Origin of the sequence: Microbacterium sp. NPDC056052 (assembly GCF_042266785.1) — a bacterium.
Lineage (GTDB): Bacteria > Actinomycetota > Actinomycetes > Actinomycetales > Microbacteriaceae > Microbacterium.
The window spans coordinates 816,680-843,101 of sequence record NZ_JBHJWV010000001.1; the positions used below are offsets into that span (position 1 = coordinate 816,680).

The 26,422-nt window shown below is 70.7% G+C and carries 22 protein-coding genes and 1 tRNA gene; 9 read left to right on the forward strand and 14 right to left on the reverse strand.

The features are described from left to right. Positions 1 to 21 precede the first annotated feature (21 nt). Both ACFC1J_RS03930 and iolC read right to left on the reverse strand, forming a co-directional pair. Positions 22 to 921 carry a class I fructose-bisphosphate aldolase gene (locus tag ACFC1J_RS03930; RefSeq protein ID WP_375902624.1) on the reverse strand — a complete coding sequence of 300 codons (900 nt, stop codon included), beginning with the start codon at positions 919 to 921 and terminating at the stop codon, positions 22 to 24. Between the two features lies 1 nt (position 922). Then, positions 923 to 1,879, reverse strand: a complete 957-nt coding sequence (iolC, locus tag ACFC1J_RS03935; protein ID WP_375902625.1) for a 5-dehydro-2-deoxygluconokinase — start codon at positions 1,877 to 1,879, stop codon at positions 923 to 925. Positions 1,880 to 2,042: 163 nt separating this feature from the next. Here iolC and ACFC1J_RS03940 point away from each other — a divergent pair, with 163 nt between their 5' ends. The 3 genes from ACFC1J_RS03940 to ACFC1J_RS03950 all read left to right on the forward strand — a co-directional run bounded on the left by ACFC1J_RS03940 (position 2,043) and on the right by ACFC1J_RS03950 (position 4,888). Continuing rightward, positions 2,043 to 2,804, forward strand: coding sequence for a GntR family transcriptional regulator (locus tag ACFC1J_RS03940; protein WP_375902627.1), 762 nt, complete (start codon positions 2,043 to 2,045; stop codon positions 2,802 to 2,804). 10 nt (positions 2,805 to 2,814) lie between these two features. Then, positions 2,815 to 3,552 carry a sulfite exporter TauE/SafE family protein gene (locus ACFC1J_RS03945; RefSeq protein WP_375902629.1) on the forward strand — a complete coding sequence of 246 codons (738 nt, stop codon included), beginning with the start codon at positions 2,815 to 2,817 and terminating at the stop codon, positions 3,550 to 3,552. Between the two features lie 286 nt (positions 3,553 to 3,838). Next, complete coding sequence (locus ACFC1J_RS03950; RefSeq protein WP_375902631.1) at positions 3,839 to 4,888, forward strand: CobW family GTP-binding protein; 1,050 nt, start codon at positions 3,839 to 3,841, stop codon at positions 4,886 to 4,888. 92 nt (positions 4,889 to 4,980) lie between these two features. Here the strand turns inward: ACFC1J_RS03950 and aztD are convergent, their stop codons facing one another. The 4 genes from aztD to aztB are packed head-to-tail and all read right to left on the reverse strand — an operon-like array spanning position 4,981 to position 9,287. After that, a complete protein-coding gene (gene aztD / locus ACFC1J_RS03955; protein ID WP_375902633.1) occupies positions 4,981 to 6,168 on the reverse strand; it encodes a zinc metallochaperone AztD in 1,188 nt (395 codons plus the stop codon). Positions 6,169 to 6,194: 26 nt separating this feature from the next. Next, positions 6,195 to 7,115: a zinc ABC transporter substrate-binding protein AztC gene (gene aztC / locus ACFC1J_RS03960; protein WP_375902635.1), complete on the reverse strand. Its 921-nt coding sequence runs from the start codon at positions 7,113 to 7,115 to the stop codon at positions 6,195 to 6,197. Next, on the reverse strand, positions 7,112 to 8,323 hold the full coding sequence (locus ACFC1J_RS03965; RefSeq protein WP_375902637.1) for an ABC transporter: 1,212 nt from the start codon (positions 8,321 to 8,323) through the stop codon (positions 7,112 to 7,114). The genes aztC and ACFC1J_RS03965 overlap by 4 nt, the downstream gene beginning before the upstream one ends. A gap of 34 nt (positions 8,324 to 8,357) precedes the next feature. Continuing rightward, positions 8,358 to 9,287, reverse strand: a complete 930-nt coding sequence (gene aztB / locus ACFC1J_RS03970; RefSeq protein ID WP_375902639.1) for a zinc ABC transporter permease AztB — start codon at positions 9,285 to 9,287, stop codon at positions 8,358 to 8,360. Between the two features lie 55 nt (positions 9,288 to 9,342). On the opposite strand from aztB, the gene ACFC1J_RS03975 reads away from it, so the two are divergent. After that, positions 9,343 to 9,984 (forward strand): ATP-binding cassette domain-containing protein, encoded by a 642-nt coding sequence (locus ACFC1J_RS03975; RefSeq protein WP_375902641.1) that lies wholly within the window; start codon positions 9,343 to 9,345, stop codon positions 9,982 to 9,984. A 32-nt stretch (positions 9,985 to 10,016) separates the two neighbouring features. Here ACFC1J_RS03975 and ACFC1J_RS03980 read toward each other — a convergent pair whose 3' ends face one another. Next, on the reverse strand, positions 10,017 to 10,652 hold the full coding sequence (locus tag ACFC1J_RS03980; RefSeq protein ID WP_375902643.1) for a TetR/AcrR family transcriptional regulator: 636 nt from the start codon (positions 10,650 to 10,652) through the stop codon (positions 10,017 to 10,019). 105 nt (positions 10,653 to 10,757) lie between these two features. On the opposite strand from ACFC1J_RS03980, the gene ACFC1J_RS03985 reads away from it, so the two are divergent. The 5 genes from ACFC1J_RS03985 to ACFC1J_RS04005 are packed head-to-tail and all read left to right on the forward strand — an operon-like array spanning position 10,758 to position 18,409. Further along, a complete protein-coding gene (locus tag ACFC1J_RS03985) occupies positions 10,758 to 13,127 on the forward strand; it encodes a glycoside hydrolase family 3 C-terminal domain-containing protein (RefSeq protein WP_375902645.1) in 2,370 nt (789 codons plus the stop codon). Between the two features lie 26 nt (positions 13,128 to 13,153). Then, the gene (locus ACFC1J_RS03990; protein ID WP_375902647.1) at positions 13,154 to 14,428 is read left to right on the forward strand and encodes an MFS transporter; all 1,275 of its coding nucleotides are present in this window, start codon (positions 13,154 to 13,156) and stop codon (positions 14,426 to 14,428) included. A 1-nt stretch (position 14,429) separates the two neighbouring features. Further along, positions 14,430 to 15,959 (forward strand): carboxylesterase/lipase family protein, encoded by a 1,530-nt coding sequence (locus tag ACFC1J_RS03995; protein WP_375902649.1) that lies wholly within the window; start codon positions 14,430 to 14,432, stop codon positions 15,957 to 15,959. Positions 15,960 to 15,986: 27 nt separating this feature from the next. Next, the gene (locus ACFC1J_RS04000; protein ID WP_375902650.1) at positions 15,987 to 16,583 is read left to right on the forward strand and encodes a TetR/AcrR family transcriptional regulator; all 597 of its coding nucleotides are present in this window, start codon (positions 15,987 to 15,989) and stop codon (positions 16,581 to 16,583) included. Beyond that, positions 16,580 to 18,409, forward strand: a complete 1,830-nt coding sequence (locus ACFC1J_RS04005; RefSeq protein ID WP_375902652.1) for an alpha/beta fold hydrolase — start codon at positions 16,580 to 16,582, stop codon at positions 18,407 to 18,409. Before ACFC1J_RS04000 ends, ACFC1J_RS04005 begins: the two co-directional genes overlap by 4 nt. An 87-nt stretch (positions 18,410 to 18,496) precedes the next feature. On the opposite strand, the gene ACFC1J_RS04010 is transcribed toward ACFC1J_RS04005, so the two are convergent. The 7 genes from ACFC1J_RS04010 to gnd all read right to left on the reverse strand — a co-directional run bounded on the left by ACFC1J_RS04010 (position 18,497) and on the right by gnd (position 26,385). Beyond that, positions 18,497 to 18,571 (reverse strand) — tRNA-Gln (locus ACFC1J_RS04010). A gap of 220 nt (positions 18,572 to 18,791) precedes the next feature. Then, positions 18,792 to 20,297 (reverse strand): glutamate--tRNA ligase, encoded by a 1,506-nt coding sequence (gltX, locus tag ACFC1J_RS04015; protein WP_375902654.1) that lies wholly within the window; start codon positions 20,295 to 20,297, stop codon positions 18,792 to 18,794. Positions 20,298 to 20,386: 89 nt separating this feature from the next. Next, positions 20,387 to 21,940 (reverse strand): S8 family serine peptidase, encoded by a 1,554-nt coding sequence (locus tag ACFC1J_RS04020; protein WP_375902656.1) that lies wholly within the window; start codon positions 21,938 to 21,940, stop codon positions 20,387 to 20,389. Between the two features lie 106 nt (positions 21,941 to 22,046). Beyond that, entirely contained in the window at positions 22,047 to 22,832 is a 786-nt protein-coding gene (locus ACFC1J_RS04025; protein WP_375902658.1) for a class I SAM-dependent methyltransferase, read from the reverse strand. Beyond that, entirely contained in the window at positions 22,829 to 24,097 is a 1,269-nt protein-coding gene (locus ACFC1J_RS04030) for an MFS transporter (RefSeq protein WP_375902660.1), read from the reverse strand. Before ACFC1J_RS04030 ends, ACFC1J_RS04025 begins: the two co-directional genes overlap by 4 nt. After that, a complete protein-coding gene (locus tag ACFC1J_RS04035) occupies positions 24,094 to 24,873 on the reverse strand; it encodes a fumarylacetoacetate hydrolase family protein (protein WP_375902661.1) in 780 nt (259 codons plus the stop codon). Before ACFC1J_RS04035 ends, ACFC1J_RS04030 begins: the two co-directional genes overlap by 4 nt. A 456-nt stretch (positions 24,874 to 25,329) precedes the next feature. Further along, entirely contained in the window at positions 25,330 to 26,385 is a 1,056-nt protein-coding gene (gene gnd / locus ACFC1J_RS04040; RefSeq protein WP_375902663.1) for a phosphogluconate dehydrogenase (NAD(+)-dependent, decarboxylating), read from the reverse strand. Between the last annotated feature and the right edge of the window lie 37 nt (positions 26,386 to 26,422).

Here is a 26,422-nt window from a genome sequence, read left to right on the forward strand (position 1 = left end):
GATTGCTTTCCTTCGTCGGTGTCAGAGTCGGGTGTGGACGAGGCCGGCCGCGATGTCCACGGCAGCGGCGACATCGCCATCGGGCGGATAGAGGAGAGTGCGGCCCACCGTGAGCCCGCGGACGCCGGGGAGGGAGAGCGCGTCCTCCCACGCGGCGAACGTCTGGTCCGGATCGGCCCCGGAATCGCCGCCGAGCAGAAGCGTCGGCATCGTCGTCGCGGCCATGACGCGCTCCATGTCCTCCACGACCGGCAGTTTCATCCAGGTGTATGCGCTGGAGGCTCCGAGCCCGGAGGCGATCGCGATCGAGAGGATGACGGCATCGGTCGACAGGTCGTTCACGATGCGCCCATCGACCCAGCGGCTCATGAACGGCTCGAGCATGATCGGCAGTCCCGCAGCGGCCGCCTGCGAGACGGCATCGGCGGTCGCCTGCAAGGTGGGGGCCGTGGCGTCGTCGTCGAGATTCACGCGGATCAGCGTCTTCGCGAAGTCGATGCCGTCCGCCGCCATGGTCGGCACGTCGTAGCCCGTGTAGCGGTCGTCCATCTCGAATCGCGCCCCGCGCAGTCCCCCGCGGTTCATCGAGCCCACGACGATCTTGTCGTCGAGGAGGCCGAGGCCGGCGAGGTCGTCGATGATGTCTGGGGTGCCGAGCACGCCGTCGACGCCCGGGCGGCCGAGGGCGATCGCCATCCGCTCGAGCAGGTCGTAGCGGTCCGCCATCGCGGTCGGGTTCGCCCCCACGGCGAGCGCACCGCGAGCGGGGTGGTCCGCCGCGACGATGAACAGGCGTCCGTCGCCGTTGAGCACGTCTCGCCGACGCCGGCCCGTCAGCCGTGCGCGGAGCTGCTCGGGGTGCCGGGCACGGAGTTCGCGAAGCTCAGCGAACTCCTCCTCGCCAGGGGTCATCCTGCTCATCTCAGTACCCCTTCTCGAGGACGGCTTCGACCTCGCCGGCCGTGGGCATCGCGGTCGAGCACTCGCGGCGCGAGGCCACGATCGCGCCCGCGACGTTAGCGAAACGCATGATGCGCTCCAGTTCCCACCCGGACAGCAGGCCGTGGATGAGTGCGCCGCCGAACGCGTCCCCCGCGCCGAGACCGTTCACCACGTCGACGAGATGAGGCGGCACCTCGACCGTCTCGTCCCGCGTCTTGGCGAGGACGCCTTTGGGGCCCTGCTTGACGATGGCGAGTTCGACGCCTCGTTCGAGCAGCGCGTCGGCGGCGCGCAGCGGCTCGGTCTCACCGACCGCGATCTCGCATTCCTCACGGTTGCCGACGGCGACGGTGACATGCGGGAGGGCGTGGGCGACCTGCGTCGACGCGTCCGCGGGGTCGGCCCAGAACATCGGCCGGTAGTCGAGGTCGAGGATGGTGTGCTGTGCACGGTCCCGGGCGTGAAGCGCGGCGAAATGCGTGGCGCGGCTCGGTTCCTGGCTGAGGCCGGTCACGGTGAGCCACAGGACGCGGGCGCGCCGGACGGCAGCGAGGTCGAGGTCGGACGGTTCGATGTCGAGATCCGGCGCCTTCGGCTCGCGGTAGAAGTAGAGCGGGAAGTCATCGGGAGGGAAGATCTCGCAGAACGTGACCGGCGTCTTCAATCGTGGATCGACCCCGACGTATCGGTTGTCGACGCCGAGGCGGTCGAGTTCGCGCAGCAGGTAGCGCCCGAAGGGGTCGTCGCCGACGCGCGACAGCAGTGCGACGTCGTGGCCATGCCGGGCGGCCGCCACGGCGACGTTCGCGGCGCTGCCGCCGAGGTACTTGCCGAAGGTGTCGACGTCGGCGAGACCCCGTCCGTCCTGAAGGGGGTAGAGGTCCACGCCCAGCCGTCCGGCTGCAAGCACATCGAGTTCGAGGGTCGGTTCGCTCATACGCCGCCGGACACCACCTTCGCTGATTCGTCTCAGGAAGCACTTCGCCTCTGAATTGTCCTAACAATAACACAAGCTTCGTTCGTTGCAAGGGGACAATCTCGCATGACAAGGGCGCCAGGACGTAAGGTTGTGACGACATATTGTCGAACGGAGGCTTTCCATGGCGAACGACGATCCCCTCTGGCCGGACGAGCTCTTCCAGGACCTCGACCGGACCGGCCCTGTGCCGATCTACTTCCAGATCTCCAGCAGGCTCGAGACGGCGATCCAGTCGGGAGCCATCCCCCCCGGCGCACGGCTCGAGAACGAGATCGCGATCGGACAGCGCCTGGGCGTCTCACGCCCGACGATCCGCCGCGCCATCCAGGAGGTCGTCGACAAGGGCCTCCTTGTGCGCCGGCGCGGTATCGGCACCCAGGTCGTCCAGGGTCAGGTGACGCGGCAGGTCGAGCTCACGAGCCTCTACGAGGACCTCACCAGCTCCCATCACGCTCCCGGGACGATCGTGCTCGCACACGAGGTGGTGCCTGCGACCGAGCAGATCGCGGCCGCGCTCGGCCTCGAAGCGGGCACGGACATCGTCTACCTACGCCGCCAGCGCACCACCGACGGTGTTCCGGTGGCGGTGCTGGAGAACTATCTGCCTCCCGAATTCGGTGACATCACCACCGAGCAGCTGAGCGAGCGAGGGCTCTACCAGATCCTCCGCGCGCGGGGCGTCGCCATCCAGATCGCGAAGCAGCGGATCGGCGCTCGCCGAGCGGCGGGCGACGAGAGCGAACTGCTCGACATCGACCGCGGGGGTCCTGTCCTGACCATGGAGCGCGTCGCCTACGACAACTCGGGCCGGGCGATCGAGTTCGGCCACCACTGCTATCGGCCCGACATGTACAGCTTCGAGACCACCCTCGTCGCCAAGTAACCGCGTCCGAATGCTCGATCTGGCGCCGTGGGCGTGGGCCCTCCTCGCCCTCGCCGCGGCCATCGTCGGCGTCTCGAAGACCGCGCTGCCCGGGGCCAGCACGATCTCCGTCGCCCTCTTCGCCGCCTTCCTCCCGGCCCGGACGTCGACCGGTGCGCTGCTCCTCCTGCTCATCGTCGGTGACGTCTTCGCCCTGCTCGCCTATCGACGCCACGCGCATTGGCCGACGCTGCTGCGGCTCGCGCCCGCCGTGGTCGTCGGCGTCCTGTTCGGCGCACTCTTCCTGGCGTTCGCGAACAACGCGCTCGTGAAGCCCGTCATCGGCATCATCCTGCTCGGGATGGTGGCGATCACCCTCTGGCAGCGTCGCACCTCCCATCGCGATGCCCGCACGGGCCTCGCGATGACGGCCGGCTACGGCTCGCTCGGCGGCTTCACCACGATGGTGGCCAACGCCGGCGGTCCGGTCATGTCGATGTACCTGCTCGCCATGAGGACGCCCGTGAAGGTGTTCCTCGGCACCGCCGCGTGGTTCTTCGCCATCGTTAACATCGTGAAGCTGCCCGTCCTCGCCGGCCTCGGGCTGATCACGGTGCCGGTGCTCCTGGTGGATGCGGTGCTCGCCCCACTGGTCGTCATCGGGGCCCTGCTCGGTCGATGGCTGATCCCGCACGTGCAGCAGGCGCTCTTCGACCGCATCGTCATGATCCTCACCGTCGTCGGTGCGGGCTATCTGCTCGTTCCCTGATGACCCTGTCGCTGTGACGGCGCGACACACTACGCGCAGCGACGCCGCACTCCCGGAAGGGCTCAAAGTGGACTGCGCGACCGGGGAGTCTCAGGACCGATGATCACCACGAAGCCCTGCATCGCATCCCCTGCGCGGACTGGGAAGACACAGAAGGTGCATGCCGGTCCCTCACCGCGGACTCGGCATAAGCCACTGACACTATCGATAGCCATTCTCAATAGACTGGCTCGAACGGTCAGCTTCTCACCCGGCCGGTATGCAGCACGGACCGATAGGGATCCTCATGACGACACCGCACGAGCCCACGGAGCCCCCACGCGCCCGCCGGGTTCCCGTCATCGCGATCACCGGCCACCTCGGAGCGGGCAAGACCACGATGCTGAACCATCTCCTGCGCGCACCGGGCGCTCGGCTCGGCGTGGTTGTGAACGACTTCGGCGGCATCAACGTGGATGCGACGCTCGTGAGCGGCCAGATCGACGAGGCGGCGGCGATCTCCGGCGGTTGCCTGTGCTGCCTCCCCGACGCCGGCGGACTCGACGACGCGCTCGAGCGACTCTCGCATCCGCGGCTGCGCCTCGATGCGATCCTCATCGAGGCCAGCGGCGTCGCCGAGCCGGGGGCACTCGCGCGGGTGATCCGCTTCAGCGGGGCCGAACGCGTACGACCGGGCGGCATCGTCGAGGTCCTCGACGCGCACGAGCACTTCCGCACGGTCGACACGCACTCCGAGCCGCCGGCGCGCTATGCCGCCGCCTCGCTCGTCGTGATCGGCAAGACCGATCTGCTGGCCGATCACGAGCGCACCGACACGCTCGCAAGGATCCGGGAGCGGGTGCGCCTCCGTAATCCCTCGGTGCATCTCGTCGAGGCCCGCAAAGGGCGAATCGACCCTTCCCTCGTCTTCGACACCGCGAGCACCGAGGATCCCGTGGACGAGTTGCCGCTGGCGCGCCTGCTCCGCGAGGACGCGGGCCGGCACGATCACCCGCATGCGGAGGCCGTATCCGTCGCGCTCACGAGCCCCGTCCCGCCGGGGGCGCTCGTCGATCTCCTGGAGGATCCGCCGACAGGCGCGTACCGGGTGAAGGGCCGGGTGCGCGTGCGCGGGGCGAAGGGCGAGCGCGGCTTCCTCGTGAACGTCGTCGGCGCCTCGGTGCACGTGGAGCCCCTGGCGGAGGCACCCGAGGTCGGCGAGCTGGTCGCGATCGGCATGCATCTCGACGCATCGGAGGCTCACGCCCGATTGCGCGCGATCGCCGACGCTCCGGACGGCCGCCCCGATCCGGTCGGCCTGCGAAGGCTCCGTCGGCATCGCCGTCTCAGCGAGTAGCCGAGCAGGGGCCGGGCGAAGAGGTTCTCGGGAACCGACGACGACGTTGTGCCTGCCCGGTGCCGGGCAGGCACAACGTTCCGTTCCGGACGTCAGTCGGATGCGACCGCGATCTCGTTGGGAGTGTGCTCCAGCCGAGCAGTGGTGAGGGTCTCGCCGGAAGCGAGATCGACCACGTGCACGCTGTTCGCCGCAGGCTCCGTCACGTAGGCGACGTCACCGCGGACCTTGATCGCCGGATGCGGATCCTGCCACTCGACCGGACCCTTCCACGGCTCGACGACCGGGAACGACCGCGTGATCTCGCCGGACGACGGATCCAGCACGTGGATCGACCCGTCGGTCGCGAGGATGTACGCGAAGTCGCCGGGTCCGCGCGCCACGTCGCGGAACGTGTACTGCACCGCGGCGGGGAGGTCGACGACGCGGTAGGTGCTCGCGGCGGTGTCGATCAGGGTCACCGCGTTGAGCAGGTATCCCTCGGCGTCGCGATCCTTCTTGTAATCTCCGACGACGATCGAGCTCGTGGGAGAGACGAACGCGTTGCCCATCCGGCCATAGGCGGCGGGGGCGGCGAACTTGGTGAACGCTCCGTCCTTGTAGAGCAGTGCTCCGTCCTCGCAGCCGAAGACGACCGCGTCGCCCTTCGCCGCGCCCTCGCCGTGGATCCCCGGGCACTGCGCGTTCACGGCGGTCTGCTCCCAGCCGCCGTCCTTCGCGCGCAGCGCCTCGGCACCGGTCCGCGCCGTCTTGTCCCCCACGGTCGTCAGCAAGGTGCCGTCCTCGAGCGCGATCGAGACCCCGTGGTGGGCGCTCGCAGCCGTGTGCTCCTCCCCCGTCGGAACGGCGGCATACCCGCCGGCGAACGCATTCGTATCCAGGATCGTCGTGCCGCCCGTCCCGTCGTCGTAGAGCAGGGTCTTGCCGTCGTGCACCACCACATGGCCCGCCGTCGTGGCGGGGATGGTGAGGTCCGTCAGCGCGGGCTTCGCCGTGTCGAGCATCTGGAATCCGCGCGAGGTGGTCACGGCGATCGTGCGTCCGTCGCCGAACGGATTGACGCGCGTGAACTCCTCCGTGTCGAACTCCTTCACGGTCTCGAGCGTGGTGCCGTCGAGCACCGCGATCCCGTTCGGGTAGGTCACGGCGATCCTCTCCGTCGTCGTCGCCTCCGCCGAGGGCGCCGCGCCCCCTGCCGCGGAGCTCGCGCACCCCGTCGCGAGGACCGCGATTCCCGCGAAGACGGCTGCCGCCGTGAAGCGTCGCGTGTGTCGTTGCATCGTTCTTCCTTTTCTTCGAAGTGGCCTCATGCGCCGAGGCCGTGCGCGATGCGCGCCGTGTTGGCTCGCATCATCGTGAGGTAGCTGTCTGCTCCCTTACCCGGAGCCGTGAGTGATTCGGTGTAGAGCTCGACGACCTCGACCCTGAGATCGGCCTCCTCGGCGAGCACGCGGACCAGGCGATCGGGCTGGGACGACTCGGCGAACACCGCGCGCACACCCGCCTCCTCGATCGCTGTGACGAGGTTGCGCAGGTCCGCAGCGCTCGGCGCAGCGAGGGTCGTGCCGCCGGGGATTACCGCGCCCACCATGCGGAACCCGAACCGGTCGGCGAGATAGCCGAACACATGGTGATTGGTGACGAGGGCGCGCTTCTCGACCGGAATCGCTGCGAACGCGGCGGTCATCTCGGCGTCGAGCGCGGCGAGGTCGGCGCGATACGCGTCGGCGTTCGCCCTGATGGCGGCCGCATCGACGCCGTCGATCCCGGCGAGCGCAGGTTCGAGGGCGTCCACGACATCGCGCATCCTCGCCGGATCCGTCCAGAAGTGCGGATCCGGCGCGCCCCGTGCATCCCCGTCCGCGTACGGCAGCACGTCGATGCGGTCGCCGGCCACGAACATCCGCACCCGCGCCTCGGCGGCACGATCGAGATGCTGCTGCAGCCCCTCCTCCAGGCCGAGTCCGTTGGAGACCAGCAGGTCCGCCTGCGCGAGTCGGTCCGCCTGCTGCGCCGAGATCTCGAAGGAGTGAGGATCGGCATCCGGCTTCATGAGCGTCATGACGTCCGCCTGCTCCCCCGCGAGGCGCGAGACGACGTCGCCGAGGATGTTGGTCGTCACGACGATCTGCGGCCTGCCCGACGTGGCCCCTGCCCCGCTGCACCCGGTGAGCACGGCGCCGAATGCGATGAGAGCAGCCAGCAGGGCGAGGGCCCGGCGGGTCATCGACCCACCTCCGCGAAGAAGACGGGCCGGGTCGGCGTCTCGATCGTGCGCGCGATGCGCGCCCCGTCGGCGTAGTCGATCTCCCGGACCACGCCCTCGGCGGGCGATCCGAGGTACGCGCGCTGAGCGTCGGCCCACAGAGACGCCGCTCCGGGATCGCCGACGACCAGCGGCGCCGTCGCAGCGATCTCGGCGCCGTCGGCGTAGACCCGGATCCGCCCCTCCCCGTCCAGCGCGACGACGTGGCCGGCTTCGTCGTCGATCGCGACGGCGCGCACGAGCGGTCGCCCCGTCGCGACCCTGGACCACGCGCGTTCCCGGGTGTCGAGCAGGACGAAACCGTCGCCTCCGGTCACGCCGGCAACGGTCGGGCGACCCTTTCGTCCGTCGTAGCCTGCGGGGCGCGATCCGTCGTCGGGGAAGACGATCCTCTCGAAGACGGGCGCGCTCGCGTCTCCCGTGACGAGCACCGCTCCATCGGCGCACCCGATCGCAAGACCGGCTCGCGTGGTGATGCTTCCGGCCGGATCCGCGCAGACGGCTTCGGCACCGGACGGCGTGCCGGACGCATCGTGATACCGCAGCACGCGGTCGACGGCGATGACCGCGCCCTCGCCCCAGGGCGCCACGATCCCCCGCGCAGCCCCTGTGCGCAGACGGAACCCCTCCTCGATCCTCCCCTTCGAGAGCGCCTCGTTGTCGAGCAGCACGGCCTCGCCCGACCCCTCGAAGAAGATCCCGGTGGACCCGGCGGTCGCGAGCGGGCCGGTGGCGACCACGGCCGCCCCTTCGCCTCGGACCGCGCCGAGGATCGCGGGGGCCGCTCGGTAGTAGTGGAAGTGGTCGACGTGATCCCAGGTCCAGGCCCCGCTGTCGACGACCTCGATCCCCGCATCGGTCGTGACGAACGCGTAGCGGCCGTCGCTCGCGAGCGCGCGAGGCGCGCCGATGCGGCCCACGGCGGACGCGGCGCCATCGAGCAGGTCGATGAGACCGACCTCGCCGCGCTCGTCGACGGAGAGCAGCATGAGCGGCGGCTCGGCGACCTCCTCCGCGCCGGCGACCGCACCGTGTCCGGCCGTCGACGACGGTCCGGGAGCTCCGGCGGGCGTGGGCCCGGAGCACGCGGAAGCGGTCAGGAGGACGAGCACGGTGGCGAGCAGTGCGGTGACGCGATGCCGGGTCGCGGTGCGGTGAGGGGAGGGCATCGGGGCCTTTCCAGGGGTAGGGACGGTCGGAGGTTCACGCGCGCGAGGCGTCGGCGGAGAGCGGAAGCGCCTTCGCCACGGTGTCGCCGCGAGGTTCGGGCGCCTTCGTCATGAGCTCGTCACCGGACGCGTCCGGACGACGGGCGCGGAGCGCATGGATCGCGGCCCGCAGGATCCCGGACAGTGCCGCGAGCAGCACGGCGGCGCCCGCGATCGAGGCACCGGCCGCGGTTCCCGCGTGCCACGACAGGACCAGGCCGGCGGCGACGGCGAGGGCACCTAGGAGCGCGGCAAGTGCCATCGTCGCGGGAATCCGCGGCGCCCATGGCCGAGCCGCGACCGCGGGCGCGAGCAGGAGTCCGACCACCAGCAGCGTCCCCACCGCCTGATACGCCGACACAACCGCGAGCGTGACGAGGCCGACGAGCACGACGTGCGAGAGCCCGGGGCGCAGGCCGAGCGTCGCGGCGATCCTGCGGTCGAACGCGGCCGCGACGAAAGACCGGTGGAAGGCCGCTGCCGCGACGAGCGTCACCGCCAGCGCGACGGCGAGCACGACGAGGTCCGCCGCCTCGACCGCGAGGATGTCGCCGAAGAGCATCGCAGTGGCATCGGTCGCGAAGGTCCGCGAGTGCGAGACGACGATGACACCGAGCGAGAGCATGCTGACGAACAGCAGGCCGATGCTCGTGTCGAAGGACAGCCGCCCGCGCCGCTGCAGGATCCCGATCGCCCCCGCCATCGCCGTCGCGGACACCGCGGCGCCGGCCATCGGCGGCAGACCCACGACCGTGGCGACCGCGACGCCGGGGAGCATTCCGTGGCCGAGCGCCTCCCCCAGGAACGCCATTCCGCGGATCACGACCCAAGTGCCCACGACCGCGCAGATGGCGGCGACGAGCACGCCGCCGACGAGAGCGCGCAGAACGAAGGCCGCGCTGAAGGGATCGATGAGCCAGGACATGGGTCCCGATCCTAGCCACAAATGAGAATGATTATCAATTGCTACGGTTGTGGCTATGAGTCATCCCCGAGTCGCGATCCTCGCCACCTCGCTCCGCTTCGGCTACGGAGACGACATGGTGCTCCACGACGTCTCGACGAGATTGCACGCCGGCGAGACGACCGCGATCGCCGGGCCGAACGGCGCGGGGAAATCCACGCTGGTCGAGCTGCTCGCCGGCGTGCTCCGGCCGCACGCCGGCACGGTCTGGCGCGCCGATCGAGTGGCGCTCGTCGTGCAGTGCCCCGAAGCGCCGCCCGCTCTTCCTCTGACGGTGGCCGAGGTCGTGACCATGGGGCTCTGGTGCCGGGGCGAGCATCGGCGGAGGGGTATCGGCGGAGGCAGGCGCCGGAGAGTCGCCGAGGCGATCGGGCGGGTGGGCCTGGCAGGCCGGGAGCGAAGCCTGCTCTCCGAGCTCTCCGGAGGACAGCGCCAGCGCGTACTGCTCGCCCAGGGCATCGTCCGCAGCCCCGGGATCCTCCTCCTCGACGAGCCCGCCGCCGGCCTGGATACCGAGAGCCGCGCGCGGACCAGGACGATCCTCGCCGAGGAGGCCGCCCGCGGCGCCGCTGTCGCCTGCGTGACGCACGATGAGGACGCGATCGCCGCCGCCGACCGCGTGATCCGGCTCGAGGACGGCCGGATCACGGCGGACTGAGATCGACTCCGGACGCGTTCGACGTCCCGCAGTCAGTCGCCGACCCGCAGATCCCGGATCAGAGCGGCCACGTAGGCCTGGAAGTCCGCCACGAGGTCGATGCGCTCCGGATCCAGCAGCCATTGCGTCTGCAGGCCGTCCATGACCGCGATGATCTGTCGTGCGATCCGATCGGGATCGATGTCCGCGCGGTACTGCCCGGACGCGATCCCGCCGCGCACGCTGTGGGCCATCGTCGCGCCGATGCTCCGGTACCGTTCGCGCGCCCACTCCGCAGCCGGATGCTCGACGGTCACCGATTCCCCGACCACGACGGCGAAGAGACGCGCAAGATCGGGCACGGTGACGTTGAGCTCCAGCAGGCGCGCGTTGTACTCGAGATCGGCGATGCCGACGGGGCTGCCCGCCGCCTCCCAATTGCGATCCGACGCGCGGTCGCGGTCGCGCAGGATCTCGATGAGGAGCTCGTCCTTCGATCGGAAGTGGTGACGAAGGCCGGCCTCCGAGATGCCGACCCGCTCGGCGATGCGCGTCATGGTGGACCCGCGATAGCCGTATTCGGCGAACTCGCGCAACGCCGCGCCCTGGATCCTGGCTCGGGTGCGCTCACCGACGGGGTAGCCGCTCGCCCGCCGCGCCGGGGAGGCCTGGGCTTCTTCTGCGGGCATGAAAGCGAGTCTAGGGGACGCATAAATCTCGTTTAGGTAACAAACCACGATCCGTCACGGTTTTTGCCTCTACGCTCGGGGCCAACCCGAGCGAAGGGGGCGCTGGTGCCCGAATCTCCCGCGACCGCGACCACAAGCCCGCGACCGGCGATCCAGGCCGACCTGCATGATCGCGTCGCGTCGTTGACCGGCCAGGACGGCTGGCGCACCCGCCCGCTCCCCGCCATCGGCTTGCGCTCGCTGAGCCTCTCCGACGGCCCGGCCGGGGTCCGCGGTGGCGCCTTCGGGATCGAGAGCGAAGGCGTGCTGCTGCCGAATCCGACGTCCGTCGCGGCGGGATGGGACGAACGCGCAGCCGAGCGGGCGGGGCGACTGCTCGGCACGGAGGCGCGTCGCGCGGGCGTCGACTGGCTGCTCGCCCCCGTCCTGAACCTGCAGCGCACGCCGTTCGGGGGCCGCCATTTCGAGTGCCTCTCCGAGGATCCGCAGCTGACCGCTCGGATCGGCGTCGGGCTCGTGCGGGGAATCCAGTCCGCAGGCGTCGCCGCGACGGCGAAGCACTTCGTCGCCAACGAGTCGGAGACCGAGCGGCTGTCCTACGACGCCCGGATCGACGAGACGACGCTGCGCGAGGTCTACCTCGTTCCCTTCGAGGCGGCCGTGCGCCGCGGCGACGTCGACGCGGTCATGGCCGCGTACAACAGCCTCAACGGCGTCACCGCCACCGAGAACGACGGGCTGCTGCACCGGATCCTCCGCGAGGAGTGGGGTTTCCGCGGCGCGGTCGTCTCCGACTGGGGCGCCGCACGATCGACCGCGGCCACCGCGATGGCCGGCCTCGACCTGTCGATGCCCGGCCCGGACGGCCCCTGGGGCCCGACACTGGTCGACGCCGTCCTGCACGGCGCCGTGCCCGAGGAGGCGATCGACGAGAAACTCGCCGCGCTGTCCCGGGTCGCTGCGCGCCGCGACCGCGCGACCACGTCCTCGGAGGCGCACGATGCCGACGACCTCGATGAGACGCTCGCCGACCTGGCGGCGTCCGGCATGGTGCTGCTCGAGAACGATGGGACGCTGCCGCTCCGCGCACCCGCGCGTATCGCCCTCATCGGCCCGCTCGCCGAGCGGCTGACGCTGCAGGGCGGAGGCAGCGCCAAGGTGCGCCCGACCCCGATGCCGGGGCTCGGGGAGCGGCTGCGGCAGGCCCTCGGAGACGGCACGACCATCACCGTCGAGCCCGGCGTCTCGATCCACCGCAATCTTCCCCCGCTCGCGGACGAGCGCATCCCCGCGGGAATCGCGGTGCGCTTCGAGGACGCCTCGGGCGCGACGCTTCTCACCGAGCACCGCCGGCATGCCGATCTCGTCCTGGACGAGGCGGTCCCCGCAGGCGCCGCCCGCATCGTGGTGTCCGCCACGGTCCGCCTCACCGAGGTGGGTGTCCACGGGCTGTCCGTGCGCGGCAACGGCACCTACTCGGTCCGCATCGACGACGGGACCCCGCAGGCATTCGACCTGGCGGTGCCCGACCGCGATCCGCTCTCACCGCTCGTCGAACCGTACGAGCATCGCATCGACATCGCGGGCGACCGCGAGGTCCTGCTCACCGTCGTGCACGAGTGGGATGCCGAGGCCGACTGGCACCTCATCGATCTGGGGCACCTGCCGCCCACGCCCGAGGACGATCTCCTGATCGCCCGTGCCGTCGATTCCGCACGGGACGCCGACGTCGCGATCGTCGTGGTGGGAACGACCGCCGAGTACGAGACCGAGGGCGTCGACCGCCAGAGCCTCGCACTGCCCGGCCGCCAGGACGAGCTCGTCCGCGCGGTGTGCACCGCGAACCCGCGCACCGTGGTCGTGGTGAACGCGGGATCCCCGGTCCTGCTCCCCTGGGCGAAGCTCCCCGCAGGCGTGCTGTGGGCGTGGTTCCCCGGCCAAGAGGGCGCCCGTGCCCTCGCCGACTGCCTGCTCGGACGACGCGAGCCCGCAGGACGCCTTCCGGTCGCGATCCCGTCCGGCGAGAGCAGGCTCCCCTCGGTTGCACCCGTCGACGGCGTCCTCGACTACGGCGAGCGCGATCGCTTCGGCTCCCGCGCACAGGTCGCACCGCGCTACCCGCTCGGCTACGGCCTCGGCTACTCCCAGTGGGAGTACGACGCGGCCGAGGCCACGACGCGAGAAGACGAGCTCGTCGTGACCGTCCACGTCCGCAACACCGGTACGCGCGCTGGCCGCGACATCGTGCAGGTGTATCACGACGAGGTCGGTGGGCCGCCGCGACTGCTCGGATTCTCTCCAGTGACGGCCGACGCCGGCGCCGCCGCCATCGTCGACGTCCGGATCTGGCGTGAAGCGCTCCGACGCTGGACGGATTCCGGCTGGCAGGTGCCCGGCGGTCCCCTCCGCCTCACCGTGAACCGCTCCATCGCCGCACCCGCCCTCTCCCTGGACGTCGCACTCCCCCGCACCTGATCTCCACCCACCCGAAAGGAGAACCCATGGCTCTCAACGACGAACCCTCCGCTCCCGCCCTCACTCCCGCAGCGACGGCTGTGCCGTCCCGCCCGCGACTCGGCACCCTCGCGATCACCCTTCCGACGACGATGATCGTCCTGTTCATGGTGTGGACCGCGGTGCCGAGCATCCTCCTCCCGGTGCAGGTGCAGGCCCTCACGGGATCCACCGACGCCGGCGCCCTCGCAATCGCGAGCGTGCTGGGCACCGTGGCCGCCGCGATCGCGAATCCGGTCTTCGGTCACCTCTCCGACCGCACCCGCTCGCGATTCGGGCGACGCGCGCCCTGGATCGTGGTCGGCGCGGTCAGCGGAGCGGCCGTGCTGCTGCTGCAGATCGCGGCGCCGTCGATCGCCGTGCTCGGGCTGTGCTGGGCAGCGACCTGCCTGACGCTCAACGCCTTCCAGGCCGCGTTCATGGCCGTCGTCCCCGACCGGGTGCCGACCGCGCGGATCGGTCTCGCGTCGTCGCTCATCGGCACCGGGCTCAACGCGGGCGTCCTCGTGGGGTCGCTCATGTTCGTCGTGTTCCCCGAGCTCGCCGGGTCAGGCGGCTACGTCCTCCTGGCGATCCTCATCGTCGCGGTCGCCGTGCTGTTCGTCGTGGTCAGCCCCGACACCGACTCCCGGGCGCTGCCCCGTGAGCCCTTCCGTCTCCGTGAGTTCTTCGCGACCTTCTGGGTCAGCCCGCGCCGCCACCCGGACTTCGCGTGGGTCTTCATCGCGCGGGTACTGCTCATGCTCGGCTACTTCCTCCTCTTCGCGTTCCTCATGTTCGCCCTGCAGGACTATGTCGGGCTCGCACAGGACCAGGCCGTGCCGCAGGCCGCTCTCCTCTTCGCGATCAACGGCGCCGCGTCGGTGGTCGGATCGATCCTGGCCGCCCCGATCGCCGACCGTACCGGGCGCCTCAAGGTCTTCGTGCTGATCGCCGGCGCCGGCCTCGCCGTCTCGCTCGTGATCCCGCTCGTGCAGGCCAGCATGGTCGCGATGTACGTCTTCGCGGTCGTGAACGGCATCGCCTTCGGCATCTACATGTCCGTCGACACCGCGCTCGTGAACCGCGTCCTGCCCCGCCCGGAGGACGCGGCGAAGGACCTCGGGATCATGAACCTCGGGATGGTGATCCCGCAGGTGCTCTCCGCCTCGATCGGTGCCGTCGTGGTCTCCCTCGTCGGCTACGCAGGCCTGTTCGCGATCGCCGCGGTGATCGCGGTGATCGGCGCCCTCGCGATCCTCCCCGTGCGCAAGGTGGCGTGAGGTGACGGACTGCGCCTCTCCGATCGCGGAGACCGGCCTGGGCCGGGTCCGCGGCGTCGCCCTCGAGGATGGTCTCGTGTTCCGCGGGATCCGCTATGCCCGGGATCCCCTCGGCGACCTCCGCTTCGCGCCGCCGGCGGAGCCCGAGCCGTGGTCGGCGGTGCGCTCGGCCGAGGAGTTCGGACCCGCCGTGCCGCAGACCATCGATCTCGGGCGCCGGGAGATGTTCGGCCTCCCCGACTACGTGACCTCCGAGGTCGGATCGCTGACGCTCAACGTCTGGACGCCCGCGGTCGACGACGCCCGCCGCCCGGTGCTCGTCTGGATCCACGGAGGCGCGTTCTCCTGGGGATCCGGATCCGATCCCGTCTACGACGGCCACCGGCTGAGCACTCGGCGCGACGTCGTGGTCGTGACGATCAACTACCGGCTGGGCGCGCTCGGGTTCCTCGCCCTGCCCGGAGTCCCGGGTTCCGGCAACGTGGGACTCCTCGACCAGCTCGCCGCCCTCCGCTGGGTGCGCCGGAACATCGCCGGCTTCGGAGGAGATTCCGACAACGTCACGATCTTCGGACAGTCGGCAGGGGCGGTGAGCATCGCCGCGCACCTCGCCGCCCCGCCGTCCCGCGGCCTCTTCCACCGGGCCATCATGCAGAGCGGGAGCGGCGAGATGGTCCTGTCCGCCGAGGAAGCCTCGACCCGCGCTGCCGAGTTCGCCCGCCTGCTCGGCACGGTCCCGGAAGACCTCGAGCGCCTGCGCACCATTCCCGTGGAGGACCTGCTCACCGCTCAGGAGCGGTTCGACGCGATCATGGAGGAGCGCGGAGAACTGGCCGCATTCCTGCCGGTCATCGACGGGATGCTGCTGAGCGAGCGCCCGCTCGACGCGGTGTCCGCCGGCCGCGGCGCGCCCGTCCCTCTCCTCCTCGGCAGCACCAGGGACGAGGCCCGCCTCTTCACCGAGCTGCTGCCGGGCCCGGAGCCCAGCGAGGAGGATCTCCTCGCACTGCTGTCAGACCATCGCGATCCCACCGCCGCGCGTTCCGGCTATGCCGCACTCGATGAGCGCACGGCGCCGCGCGACCTGTTCGCCGCGATCCTCGGCGACCGGCTCTTCGCCGCACCGACCGAACGGCTGGCGGTGGCGCACGCGCGCGCCGGCCACCCCACCTGGCGGTACGAGTTCCGCTACCGCTCGCCGATCCGCGACGGCGCGCTCGGCGCCTGCCACTCGCTCGACATCCCGTTCGTCTTCGATCTGCTCGAGACGGACGCCGCGCGCCGCTTCGCCGGCTCGCACGCCCCTGCCGCCCTCGCGGAGCGGATCGGCGCAGGCTGGGTCGCCTTGGCCCGCACCGGCATCGCGGATTGGCCGCCGTTCGATCCTGAGTCGCGTCGCACCCTGCTGCTCGATGAGCACTCGGCGCCGGTCGACGATCCCTATGGCGCACGGCGGGCACTGTGGCCGGAGCAGGAGCAGCAAGGCCCGCCGGCGCCCGACTCGGTCTCGACGGCGGCCCGATTTGCATAATATGTAGACCAGCCTATTCTAAGGGTCATGACATCCAAAGGCGACCTGACGAAGGCACGACTCGCAGAGTCCATGCTCGAGCTCATCCAGACCAGCGGCTTCAGCGGCACGGGCCTGAATGCCGTGATCGAACACGCTGCGGCTCCCAAGGGGTCGATCTACTTCCACTTCCCCGACGGGAAGGAGGGCCTCGGCGTCGCCGCGGTCGATCTCGCCGCGAAGCAGTTCGAAGCGCTGATCGCCGAGACCGCCGCGTCCGCGGGCAGTGCTGCGGGAGCCGCCCGCGCCGTGATCGAGGCGCTGGCGACCATCGTCGGCGAGAGCGACTTCCGCCTGGGCTGCCCGGTCTCCGTCGTCACCCTGGAGATGGGTGCAGAGAGCGAGCGACTGCGGCAGGCGTGCGCCTCGGCCTTCGAATCGTGGATCGCCCCTACGGCGGCGCTCCTCGAGACCGACGGCGTCGGCGCCGAGGAGAGCCGCCCCCTGGCGACCGTCGTGGTGTCGATGATCGAGGGGGCCGTCATCGTCTCTCGCGCCACGCGGAGCGTCCAGCCCCTGCTGTCGGCCGCCGACATCGTGGCGGACCTCATCGGCCGGCGCTCGACCGCGGGAGGGAAGCGATGACCCCCGACGAGGGATCCCGTCACGCCCTGGTCTTCGGAGCTTCAGGGCTCGTCGGCCGACACCTCATCCTGGCCCTCGCCGAGGCCGGGGCGAACGTCACCGCAGCAGTCCGGAACGCCGCGTCCGGAGCACGTGTCGAGCAGTGGCTCAGGGAGCACGGCCTGACCCGGAGCATCGGCATGACGATCGTCGACTTCGATGCCCCGGAGATCCTCGCCGGGGGGCCTGCGGCCTTCCCGTTCATCACCGAGATCCACAACTGCGCCGGGTCCTACCGGTTCGGCATGACGACTCAGGAGGCCCGCACCGCGAACGTCGGCACCGTCGAGAAGCTGATCGACTTCGCCGCAGATCTCCCCCGCCTGCAGCGCGTGGTCCACATCTCGGGCTACCGCGTCGGCGGACAGGACCCCGCGACCGTTCCGTGGTCGGACGACCACCGCACCGCCGTCTACGACGAGCTCGGCGCCTACGAAGCGTCGAAGGTGGAATCCGACGCGATCTTCCAGGCCCGAGCCCTGGAGCGCGGGATCCCCTGGACGATCGTCAATCCGTCCAGCGTGATCGGCGACAGCGTGACCGGAGAGTCCGACCAGCAGATCGGGCTGGCCACCACCATCGAGCAGATCTGGGACGGCACCGCGGCCGCGCTGCCCGGGAACGACTCGACCTTCCTCCCGGTCGTCACGGTCGACCATCTGGCCACCTTCATGGCGGCAGCAGCGGTCGATCCGGCTGCGATGGGCACGGCCTACTGGGTTCTCGACGACGCGACCCCGCCGCTGACGGATCTGCTCACGCAGGTCGGCCGGCACCTCGGCGCGAAGGTCCCGGGTCTGAAGATCCCGGTGAGCGTCATCAAGCGGCTTCCGCAGTGGGTCACCAAGGCGGATCCGGAAACGCTCGGTTTCTTGTCCTCCGACCGCTACCCGACGGCGTCCGCCGTCGAGCTCGCCGCGAGAAACGGCATCCCAATGCCCGACGTGCGGTTCTCGCTCGACCGGTGGGCCGACTACATGGCCGCGCACCGGTTCGGGGCGGCGGAGGGCGAAGAGCGACGGTTCGTCGACGCCGGTGGCGTGAGGACGTTCGAGCTCGGCGCATCCGGATCCCGCCGCCTGATCCTTCCCGGCCTTCCGGTCAACGCGGACACCTGGGCCGCCGTGGCGTCGCGCATCGGCGCGCGCGCCGTCGATCTGCCCGGGCTCGGCCTCAGCGGCGGAACGGGCGTTCAGGACTGGGAGCGGTGGCTGCCCGCCGTGCTGGGCGAGGAGCCCGCCGACCTCATCGGCCACTCCCTCGGTGCGGCTGCGGCCCTGGTCGCGGCGGACCGGTACCCGGCGCGGGTGAATTCCCTGACGCTGGTCGCGCCGTTCTTCCTCCAGGCTCCGGCGGGCACTTCAACCGCGCTGCGGCCGCTGGTCGCCGCCTACCTGCGGCACACGGACGCGGTCCGGCTGTCACGGATGCTGACCGGATCCGAAGCGAGCGCAGCCGCTCTCGCTTCGAGTCGCAGCGACCTCAAGCGGAGCGGGGCGAAGAGGGTGGCCGAACAGCTCGCCCTCGCGGGATCGAAGCGGTGGCGCGCCGAGCTCCGCGGGGCGCTGACCCGGTTCCGCGGCCCGGTCCGCATCATCACGGGCACCGAGGATCCGCTCGCCGCGGACGCGGTCGAACTGCTCAGGTCGCTTCCGAACGTCGAGCTGATCTCGGTGCCGGGCGCCGGCCACCATCCGCAGCTGACCCACGGCGATACTCTCGTCGAGCTGCTCCAGGGATCGTTCGCGACGGAGACGACCGAAATCTCGGCCGCTCTGCCGTCCTGACGGACATCGACGAGAGCCCCGGGTCGCACCGGGAACGACAGAGGCCCGGATCACTGATATTCCTCAGTGTTTCCGGGCCTTCTCTGTTGGCTGGGGTACCTGGACTCGAACCAAGAACAACTGAACCAGAATCAGCCGTGTTGCCAATTACACCATACCCCAAGGGCGAAACCTGGGCCTCGCACCGAGAGTCAAGCCTACCCGAGCGGGCACCGGAAGCGCAAAACGACCCCGCTGCGGTCACACTCGGGCGCGTCGCGCTCCCTGAGACGCTCTGGAACGCAGTCCGACCTTCTGGGGCGCGTCATGCCGCGAAGACGATGCATAGCGCGCCCCACCTCGCGTGAGTCCGCCCCAAGACGGAGTGGGACGAGGGAACGGGTCAGCCGAGGAACGCCGCCAGGGCGCGCAGGCGCCGCAGCGTCTCGTCCTTGCCGAGCAGCTCCATCGACTCGAACAGCGGCGGGGACACCCGGCGACCGGTCAGGGCGACCCGCGGCGGGCCGTAGGCGACGCGGGGCTTGAGTCCCAGGCCGTCGACGAGCGCGGCCGAAAGGGCGTCCTGGATCGCTTCGGTCGTGAACGACTCGAGCGGCTCGAGCGCGGCGGCCGATGCCGTCAGCACCTGCGCGGCGTTCGCCGGGAGTCCCTTGAGCGCGTCCTCGTCGTACGACACCCGGTCGGAGAAGAGGAAACCGAGCAGGCCCGGAACCTCGCCCAGCAGCTGCACGCGCTCCTGCACGAGCGGAGCGGCGCGGAACGCGAGCACGATCTGCTCGTGCGTCGGCTCCCCCTCGAACACGTCGGCGGCGGCGAGGTACGGCAGGATCCGCTCGGCGAAGTCCTTCGCCTCGAGAATCCGGATGTGGTCGCCGTTGATCGACTCGGCCTTCTTCTGGTCGAAGCGCGCCGGGTTCGGGTTCACGTTCACGATGTCGAACGCCGCGGTGAACTCCTCCAGCGAGAACACGTCGCGGTCGGGTCCGATCGACCAGCCGAGCAGCGCGAGGTAGTTCAGCAGCCCCTCGTGGATGAAGCCGCGGTCGCGGTGCAGGAACAGGTCGGCCTGCGGGTCGCGCTTGGAGAGCTTCTTGTTGCCGGTCTCCCCCAGCACAAGCGGCATGTGCGCGAAGCGTGGCACGAAGGTCGTCACGCCGGCGTCGATGAGCGCGCCGTAGAGTGCGAGCTGGCGCGCGGTGGACGGCATGAGGTCCTCGCCGCGCAGCACGTGCGTGATGCCCATGAGCGCGTCGTCGACCGGGTTCACGAGCGTGTACAGGGGCGCGCCGTTCGGGCGCACCACGACGAAGTCGGGGAAGGATCCGGCCGGGAAGGTCACCTCGCCGCGGATGAGGTCGACGTAGGTGAGATCCTCGTCGGGCACGCGCAGGCGCAGCGCGGGCTGCCGGCCCTCGGCGCGGAACGCGGTCCGCTGCTCCTCGGTGAGGTCGCGGTCGAAGTTGTCGTAGCCGAGCTGCTTCGCGCGGCCGTTGGCCTCGTTGCGGGCGTCGATCTCCTCCGCCGTGGAGTAGCTCTCGTACACGGCGCCGGAGTCCTTGAGCTTCTCGATCACGCCCTGGTAGATGTCGCCGCGCTGCGACTGGCGGTAGGGCTCGTGCGGGCCGCCCACCTCGACGCCCTCGTCCCAGTCGATCTTGAGCCAGGTCAGCGCGTCGACCAGCTGGCGGAAGCTCTCCTCGCTGTCACGCGCGGCGTCGGTGTCCTCGATGCGGAAGACGAGCTTGCCGCCGGTGTGCCGGGCGTACGCCCAGTTGTACAGCGCGGTGCGGACCATGCCGACGTGCGGCAGGCCGGTCGGCGAGGGGCAGAACCGGACGCGGACGTCGGATCCGGAGGCGGTCGTGGTGCGGGGATCGGGAGTAGCCATAGCCCTTCGATTCTAGTTGCGCACGGCGCATCCCCCGAGCAGGGTCCGGGGCCGGACGGAGGATCCCCGCCCGGCCCCGGACCGTGTGATCACTGTGCGACGAGCTGGGCGACGTAGCCCGGCACCATGGGCGCGCCCCAACCGGTCGTCAGGTCGTAGCCGCCCGTCGTGGCGTAGCCCGGAACCGCGTTCGGCGTCAGCGATCCGTCATCGGCGAGCGCCCACATCCGGTTGCTGTCGAGCACACCGCTCGGCGTCGTGCCATAGGTGCGCGGCACGATGTCGTTGAACGCCGAGGTGCGGTCGAACGACGCACTGTAGAGCGCCTTGTTCAGGTCGCCGATCGGGCCCTTGCCCACGGCGGCCCTCGCCTGGTTCGCGATCGCGGTTGCGGCGGCCGCCTGCGGCGAGGCCGCCGAGGTGCCTCCGTACACGCCCCAGGCCGCGGGGCCTTCGGTGCTCGGGAAGTACGTGTGGTAGACCAGCACGCCGCCGTTCACCGCCGCGTTCCACGCGATGTCGGGCACGCCGCGCGCACCGCCGACCGCGCCGGAGACCCCGTCCTGGTAGGCCGGCCGCGGGTACACGGTCGACAGGCCGCCGCCGGTGCCGATCTGGAAGCCGCCCTCGTTCCACACGGGCTCGGTGTCGCCACCCGAGTTCCACGCCCAGTACGCCGGGTTGCGGGCGCCGCTCGCGAGATACGGCACGTCCTCCGTCGGGTTCCAGGTCCAGCCGTCCTGCACCTGGGTTCCGCCGACCGAGGTCACGTACGGCGAGACGTTCGGGTAGCTGACCTCGGGCGTGGATCCGACCGTGCCGGCGCGATGCGAGCGGACGTATCCGGTGGATCCGTCATCGCCCGAGGAGGCGAAGAACGTGTCGCCCTTCGCCAGGCCCCGCTGGAAGGTCTGGTCGAACCGGTCGAACTGCGTCTTCGCCGCGGAGGCGGATCCGAAGGTCTGCTCGTCGGTGCCGAACGACATGGAGAACACCGTGCCGGACGGGTACTTCTGGATCGCCCAGTCGATCGCCTTCATCAGGTTGGGGACGCCCTGCACGCCCTGCGTCTCGGCGGGCGGCGTGGACAGCAGCACGATGTGCGCCTTCGGTGCCATCGCGTAGGCCCACTGCACGTCGAGGTTGGCCTCTCCGGCCCAGCCTGCGGCGGAGTTCGGGCCGGACTGCCCGACGCCCTTGCCGGTCGGGTTCTTGTAGTCGGGCGTGCCGAGGGGCGAGACCGCCTCGAAGTCCGGGGCGGGGCCGCCGAACGTCTGGGCGAAGAAGTTCAGGTCGTCGGCGGCGGTCGGGCTGCCGTAGGCGTCCACGAGCACGATCGTCTGCCCGGCGCCGTCGTTGCTGGACGCGAGCGGGCCGAGGCCGTAGTGCGCGCGCAGCTGATCCGGCGTGTAGCAGTGGATCGTGGTGGAGACGCGGTTGTCCGGGGCGGGCCGCTGGCAGGCGATGGCCCCGCCGTCGGACTCGGCCTGCGAGGTGAACGCGCTGTCCGGAGCCTGCGCCGCGAACGGCACCACGCTCGCCGCGGCCGGAGGTGGAGACGAGACCGGAGCGAGGGCGAGCGCCGTCGCTCCTGCCATCGCGGTGACGCCGAGTGCGGCGAAGAGGGTCCTGGTACGTGACATGCCAACCTCCTTGTTGACGGATCACCCGGGCCGCCGGGTCAGCGGCGCGGGACCGCCCATGACGCTACACCCGCACCAGCGCTCTGATACCCGATGTTCAGCGGTCTCATAAGAACGGATCCCGACGCATTACCGCGATCCCGGCGACGTGCTCCAGCGCCAGCACGTCGTCCTGCGCACGTTCGGTGATCAGGCCTTCGAACGCCCGCCGGAAGCGAGCTTGTTCGCGCGCGTCGAGCCCGAGATAGTAGGCGCCCGCACCGGCCACGCCGCCTTCGACCGACGCCCACAAGGCCGTTGCCGGTGCGTTCCAGATCCATTGCTTCTCGACCATGTCAGGAACGGGCCATCCTGCGTCGCCCAGCATCCGTGCGAAGCCGTCCGTTGTGCGCTCGAAGTCCTTGTCCTCCGGAAGCCGTCCACCCGCCGCTGCCTGCAGCCCGGCGCGCTCGCACACCTCCGCCCAGAGCCACGACGGCGACCGGATCCAGATCGTCGCCGCGGCCGCATCCCTCGTGACACGGCACAGCTCGGCAGCCGCAGCACGGGGATCCGGCACATGATTCAGGACGAAGTTCGCCACGACCGCGTCGAACGTCCGGTCTGCGTCCGGCAGCTCGGGCAGCGCGCCGTCGGTGATCCGGACGTCCGGGTGTCGCTGCCGCGCGATCTCCCTCATGCTCTCCTCCGGCTCCCGCGCGTCGACGATCCATCCGTCGGCGGCGAACGTCACGGCAAGGTCGCCCGTGCCTGCGCCGACATCGAGCAGGGTGCGGCCGTCACCCGCGCCCAGGAGTTCGCGGAGAGTCGCGCCCGTGCCCGCGCAGAGCTCCGCGTAGGACGCGGCGTAGGCCTCGCCGACTCCGCTCCAGGAGTTCGGGCGACCTCTCATCGCTTCCCGAAGGGCGACAGCACGACGATCGCGGCGACCACGACGAGGGCGGCGATCGCGAGCCCCGCGTAGGAGAACGACTGCAGGATCACGCCGGCCAGCACTGCACCGCCGGCCGCGCTCAGGCTCATGAGCGAGTCGCTGCGCCCCTGACGGCGCGTGCGCAGCGCGGGCGCGGACGCCTCGGTGAGCAGCGCAGCGCCGGCGACGGTCGCGGCGCTCCACCCGAGACCCAGGAGGATCAGCGCGACCATCACACCCCAGGTGGTCTCCCCCGCGAACATCGCGAAGCAGAGGGACACGACGAGCAGCGCCTGTCCGAGCAGCACCGTGCGCAGCCGGGCCCAGCGGTCCGCGAGGATGCCGAACACGGGCGACAGTCCGTACATCCCGGCGACGTGCATCGCGATGGTGACACCGACGAGCACAGTGACGTCGAGCTCCATCGACATGCCGTCGTGCATGCCGCCCGTCGCCCCGCCGGCCATGGCCATGTGCGACAGGTGCACCGGGGTCATCGCCATCACCGAGGCCATCGTGACGTGCGAGCCGGCGATCGCGAAGATCGCGTAGCGGGCGGCGACCGGGCGGTCGACGCGCTCGATGCCCGCCGCGACGGATCCGGTCTCGGGCAGCGTGCGCGAGGTGAGGAGCGGATCCGGCCGGAGCGCGATCAGATACAGCGCGAACGCCGCGATCTGCGCCACGAGCGAGAACAGGTAGGACCCGGTGTGCGGCGGCATGCCGATCGCCCGGCCGAGCTGTTCGCCCGGGCCGAGCAGCAGGGGCCCCGCAACCCCTCCGATCGTGGTCGCCCACACGACGACCGACAGGTCCCGACCGCGATGCTGAGGCTGGGCGAGGTCGGTCGCGGCGAACCGGGACTGCAGGTTCCCGGCGTTGCCCATGCCGATCATGATGATCCCGACCAGCAGCAGCGGGAACACGCGGATCGCCGCCGCACCGATCACCACAACGATGCCGACCAGGGCGAGCAGGTTGCCCGCCGTCAGCGCGAGGCGGCGTCCGCGCAGCCCGGCGAGGCGCGCCAGCGGGATCGCCGCCAGGGCGGCGCCGAGCGTCACCGAGGCGGTGGCGAGGCCCGAGAGCGCATCGCTTCCCGAGATGTCCGCCGCGAGCAGCGCACCCAGCGAGACGGTCGCGCCGAACGCGATCCCGCCGAGGACCTGACCGAGCGAGAGGATGCCGACCGTGCGGCGCTGGATCCTGCTCCGATCGAGCTCGGTCAGAGTCGCCCCGGTCACGAGGCGGGCAGGGCGTCGCGGACGGCGTTGCGCAGCGTCCCGATTCCGGTGATCTCGACCTCGACGGCGTCGCCCGCCTCGAAGGCGCCCACGCCGGCCGGGGTGCCGGTCATGATCACGTCGCCCGGAAGCAGGGTGAAGACGGCCGAGGCGTACGCGATGATGTCGGCGACCGAGTGGATCATGTCGGTGAGCGGCGCGTGTTGGCGCACCTCGCCGTTCACGCGGGTGGTGAGCTCCGCCGCGGCGAGATCGAGCTCGGTCTCGATCCACGGGCCGAGCGGGCAGAAGGTGTCGAAGCCCTTCGCGCGCGACCATTGGCCGTCCTTGCGCTGCAGGTCGCGCGCCGTGACGTCGTTGCCGACGGTGTACCCGAAGACGTACTGGTGGGCGTTCTCCGCGGCGACGTTCTTGGCGATGCGCCCGATCACGACGGCCAGCTCGCCCTCGTGCTCGGTGCGGTCGGACAGCGCGACGGGACGCACGATCGTGTCGCCGGGACCGATCACCGCGGTGTTCGGCTTGAGGAAGAGCAGCGGCTCGGCCGGCGCCTCGCCGCCCATCTCGGCCGCGTGATCGTGATAGTTCTTGCCGACGCAGACCACCTTCGAGCGCGGGATCACGGGGGCGAGCAGCGCGGCGTCCACGAGCGGCACTCGCTCCCCCGTCGTCTCATACCCCGCGAACATCGGGTCGCCGGCCAGCACGACCAGCTCGCCCTCGTCGAGGATCCCGTACTTGATGCCGTCGTTGTGGCTGAACCGAGCGATCTTCACGGTTTCAGCCTAGCCAGCGCCGCCCGCCGGCGGGGACAACGGCGGGCTTCCCCGGAGTCAGGCTTTGCGTGTCCCACTTTCGGCGGTGAAACCGGCCCCAAACCCACCGCAATCGGGACACGGTGGCACCAGAAGTGGGACACGGTGCTGCCCGCGGCCGGACGCGGGCCGTCGCGACGGACCATGTCCCACTTTCGGCGGTGAAACCGGGCCCAAACCCACCGCAATCGGGACACGGCGGCACCAGAAGTGGGACACGGTGCTGCCAGCGGCCGGACGCGGGCCGTCGCGACGGACCATGTCCCACTTTCGGCGGCAATTCGGGGCTCAACCCGGCCGAATTGGGGACACGGTGCCACCGATATCGGGACACGGCGGCACCAGAAGTGGGACACGGCCCGTCAAACGCGGACCATGTCCCACTTCTGGTTGTTGCAGGATCCGGATCCGGAAGGGTCAGGCGTGGTCGGCCTTGTTGCCGCCGGCCTCGAGCACGTCGCCCGCCGGGAGCTCCTTGTGTCCGCCGAACTGCAGGCGCATCGCGGAGAGCACCTGGTTGGCGAACAGATCCTCGTCGCGCGACGCGAAGCGCTCGAACAGCGAGGCGGCGAGCACCGGCACCGGGACACCGACGTCGACCGCGGCCTTGACCGTCCAGCGGCCCTCCCCGGAGTCGGAGACGCGTCCTGCGAGTCCCTGCAGCGTGGGGTTGCCCTGCAGCGCCGCCGCGGTCAGGTCGAGCAGCCACGACGAGATCACGGATCCACGACGCCACAGCTCGGCGACCTTCGGGGTGTCGATGTCGAACTGGTAGTACTCGGGCTCCTCGAGCGGTGCCACCTCTGCCGAGTGCTCCGCCTCGCGGATCCCCGCATCGGCGTTCTCGAGGAGGTTCAGTCCCTCGGCGAGCGCGGCCATGACGCCGTACTCGATGCCGTTGTGCACCATCTTCACGAAATGCCCGGCGCCCGACGGCCCGCAGTGCAGGAAGCCGAGCTCCTCGGGAGCGAGCTCCCCGGTACGGCCGGGCGTGCGCTCGACGTCGCCGACGCCCGGGGCGATCGTCTCCAGGATCGGCGTGATCGTCGCGAACGCCTCATCCGGGCCGCCCACCATGAGGCAGTACCCGCGCTCGAGCCCGAACACGCCGCCGCTGGTGCCGACGTCGACGTAGTTCAGCCCCTTCTCGCGCAGCGCCTTGGCGCGGCGCACGTCGTCGCGGTAGTTCGAGTTGCCGCCGTCGATGATGATGTCGCCGGGCTGCAGCACCTCGCTGAGCTCGTCGACCACGCGTCCGGTGAGGCCGGCGGGGATCATCAGCCAGACGACCCTCGGGCCGTCGAGCTTCGTGGCGAGGTCGGCGTAGCCGGTGGCGCCGATCGCCCCCTCCGCCACGAGCGTGGCGACGGCATCCGGGTTGACGTCGTAGACGACGCACTCGTGCCCTCCGCGCATCAGGCGGCGCACGATGTTCGCGCCCATCCGTCCGAGTCCGACCATGGCCAGCTTCATAGCAGGGGTCCTCTCCTATCAGAGATCGCGATTCGTG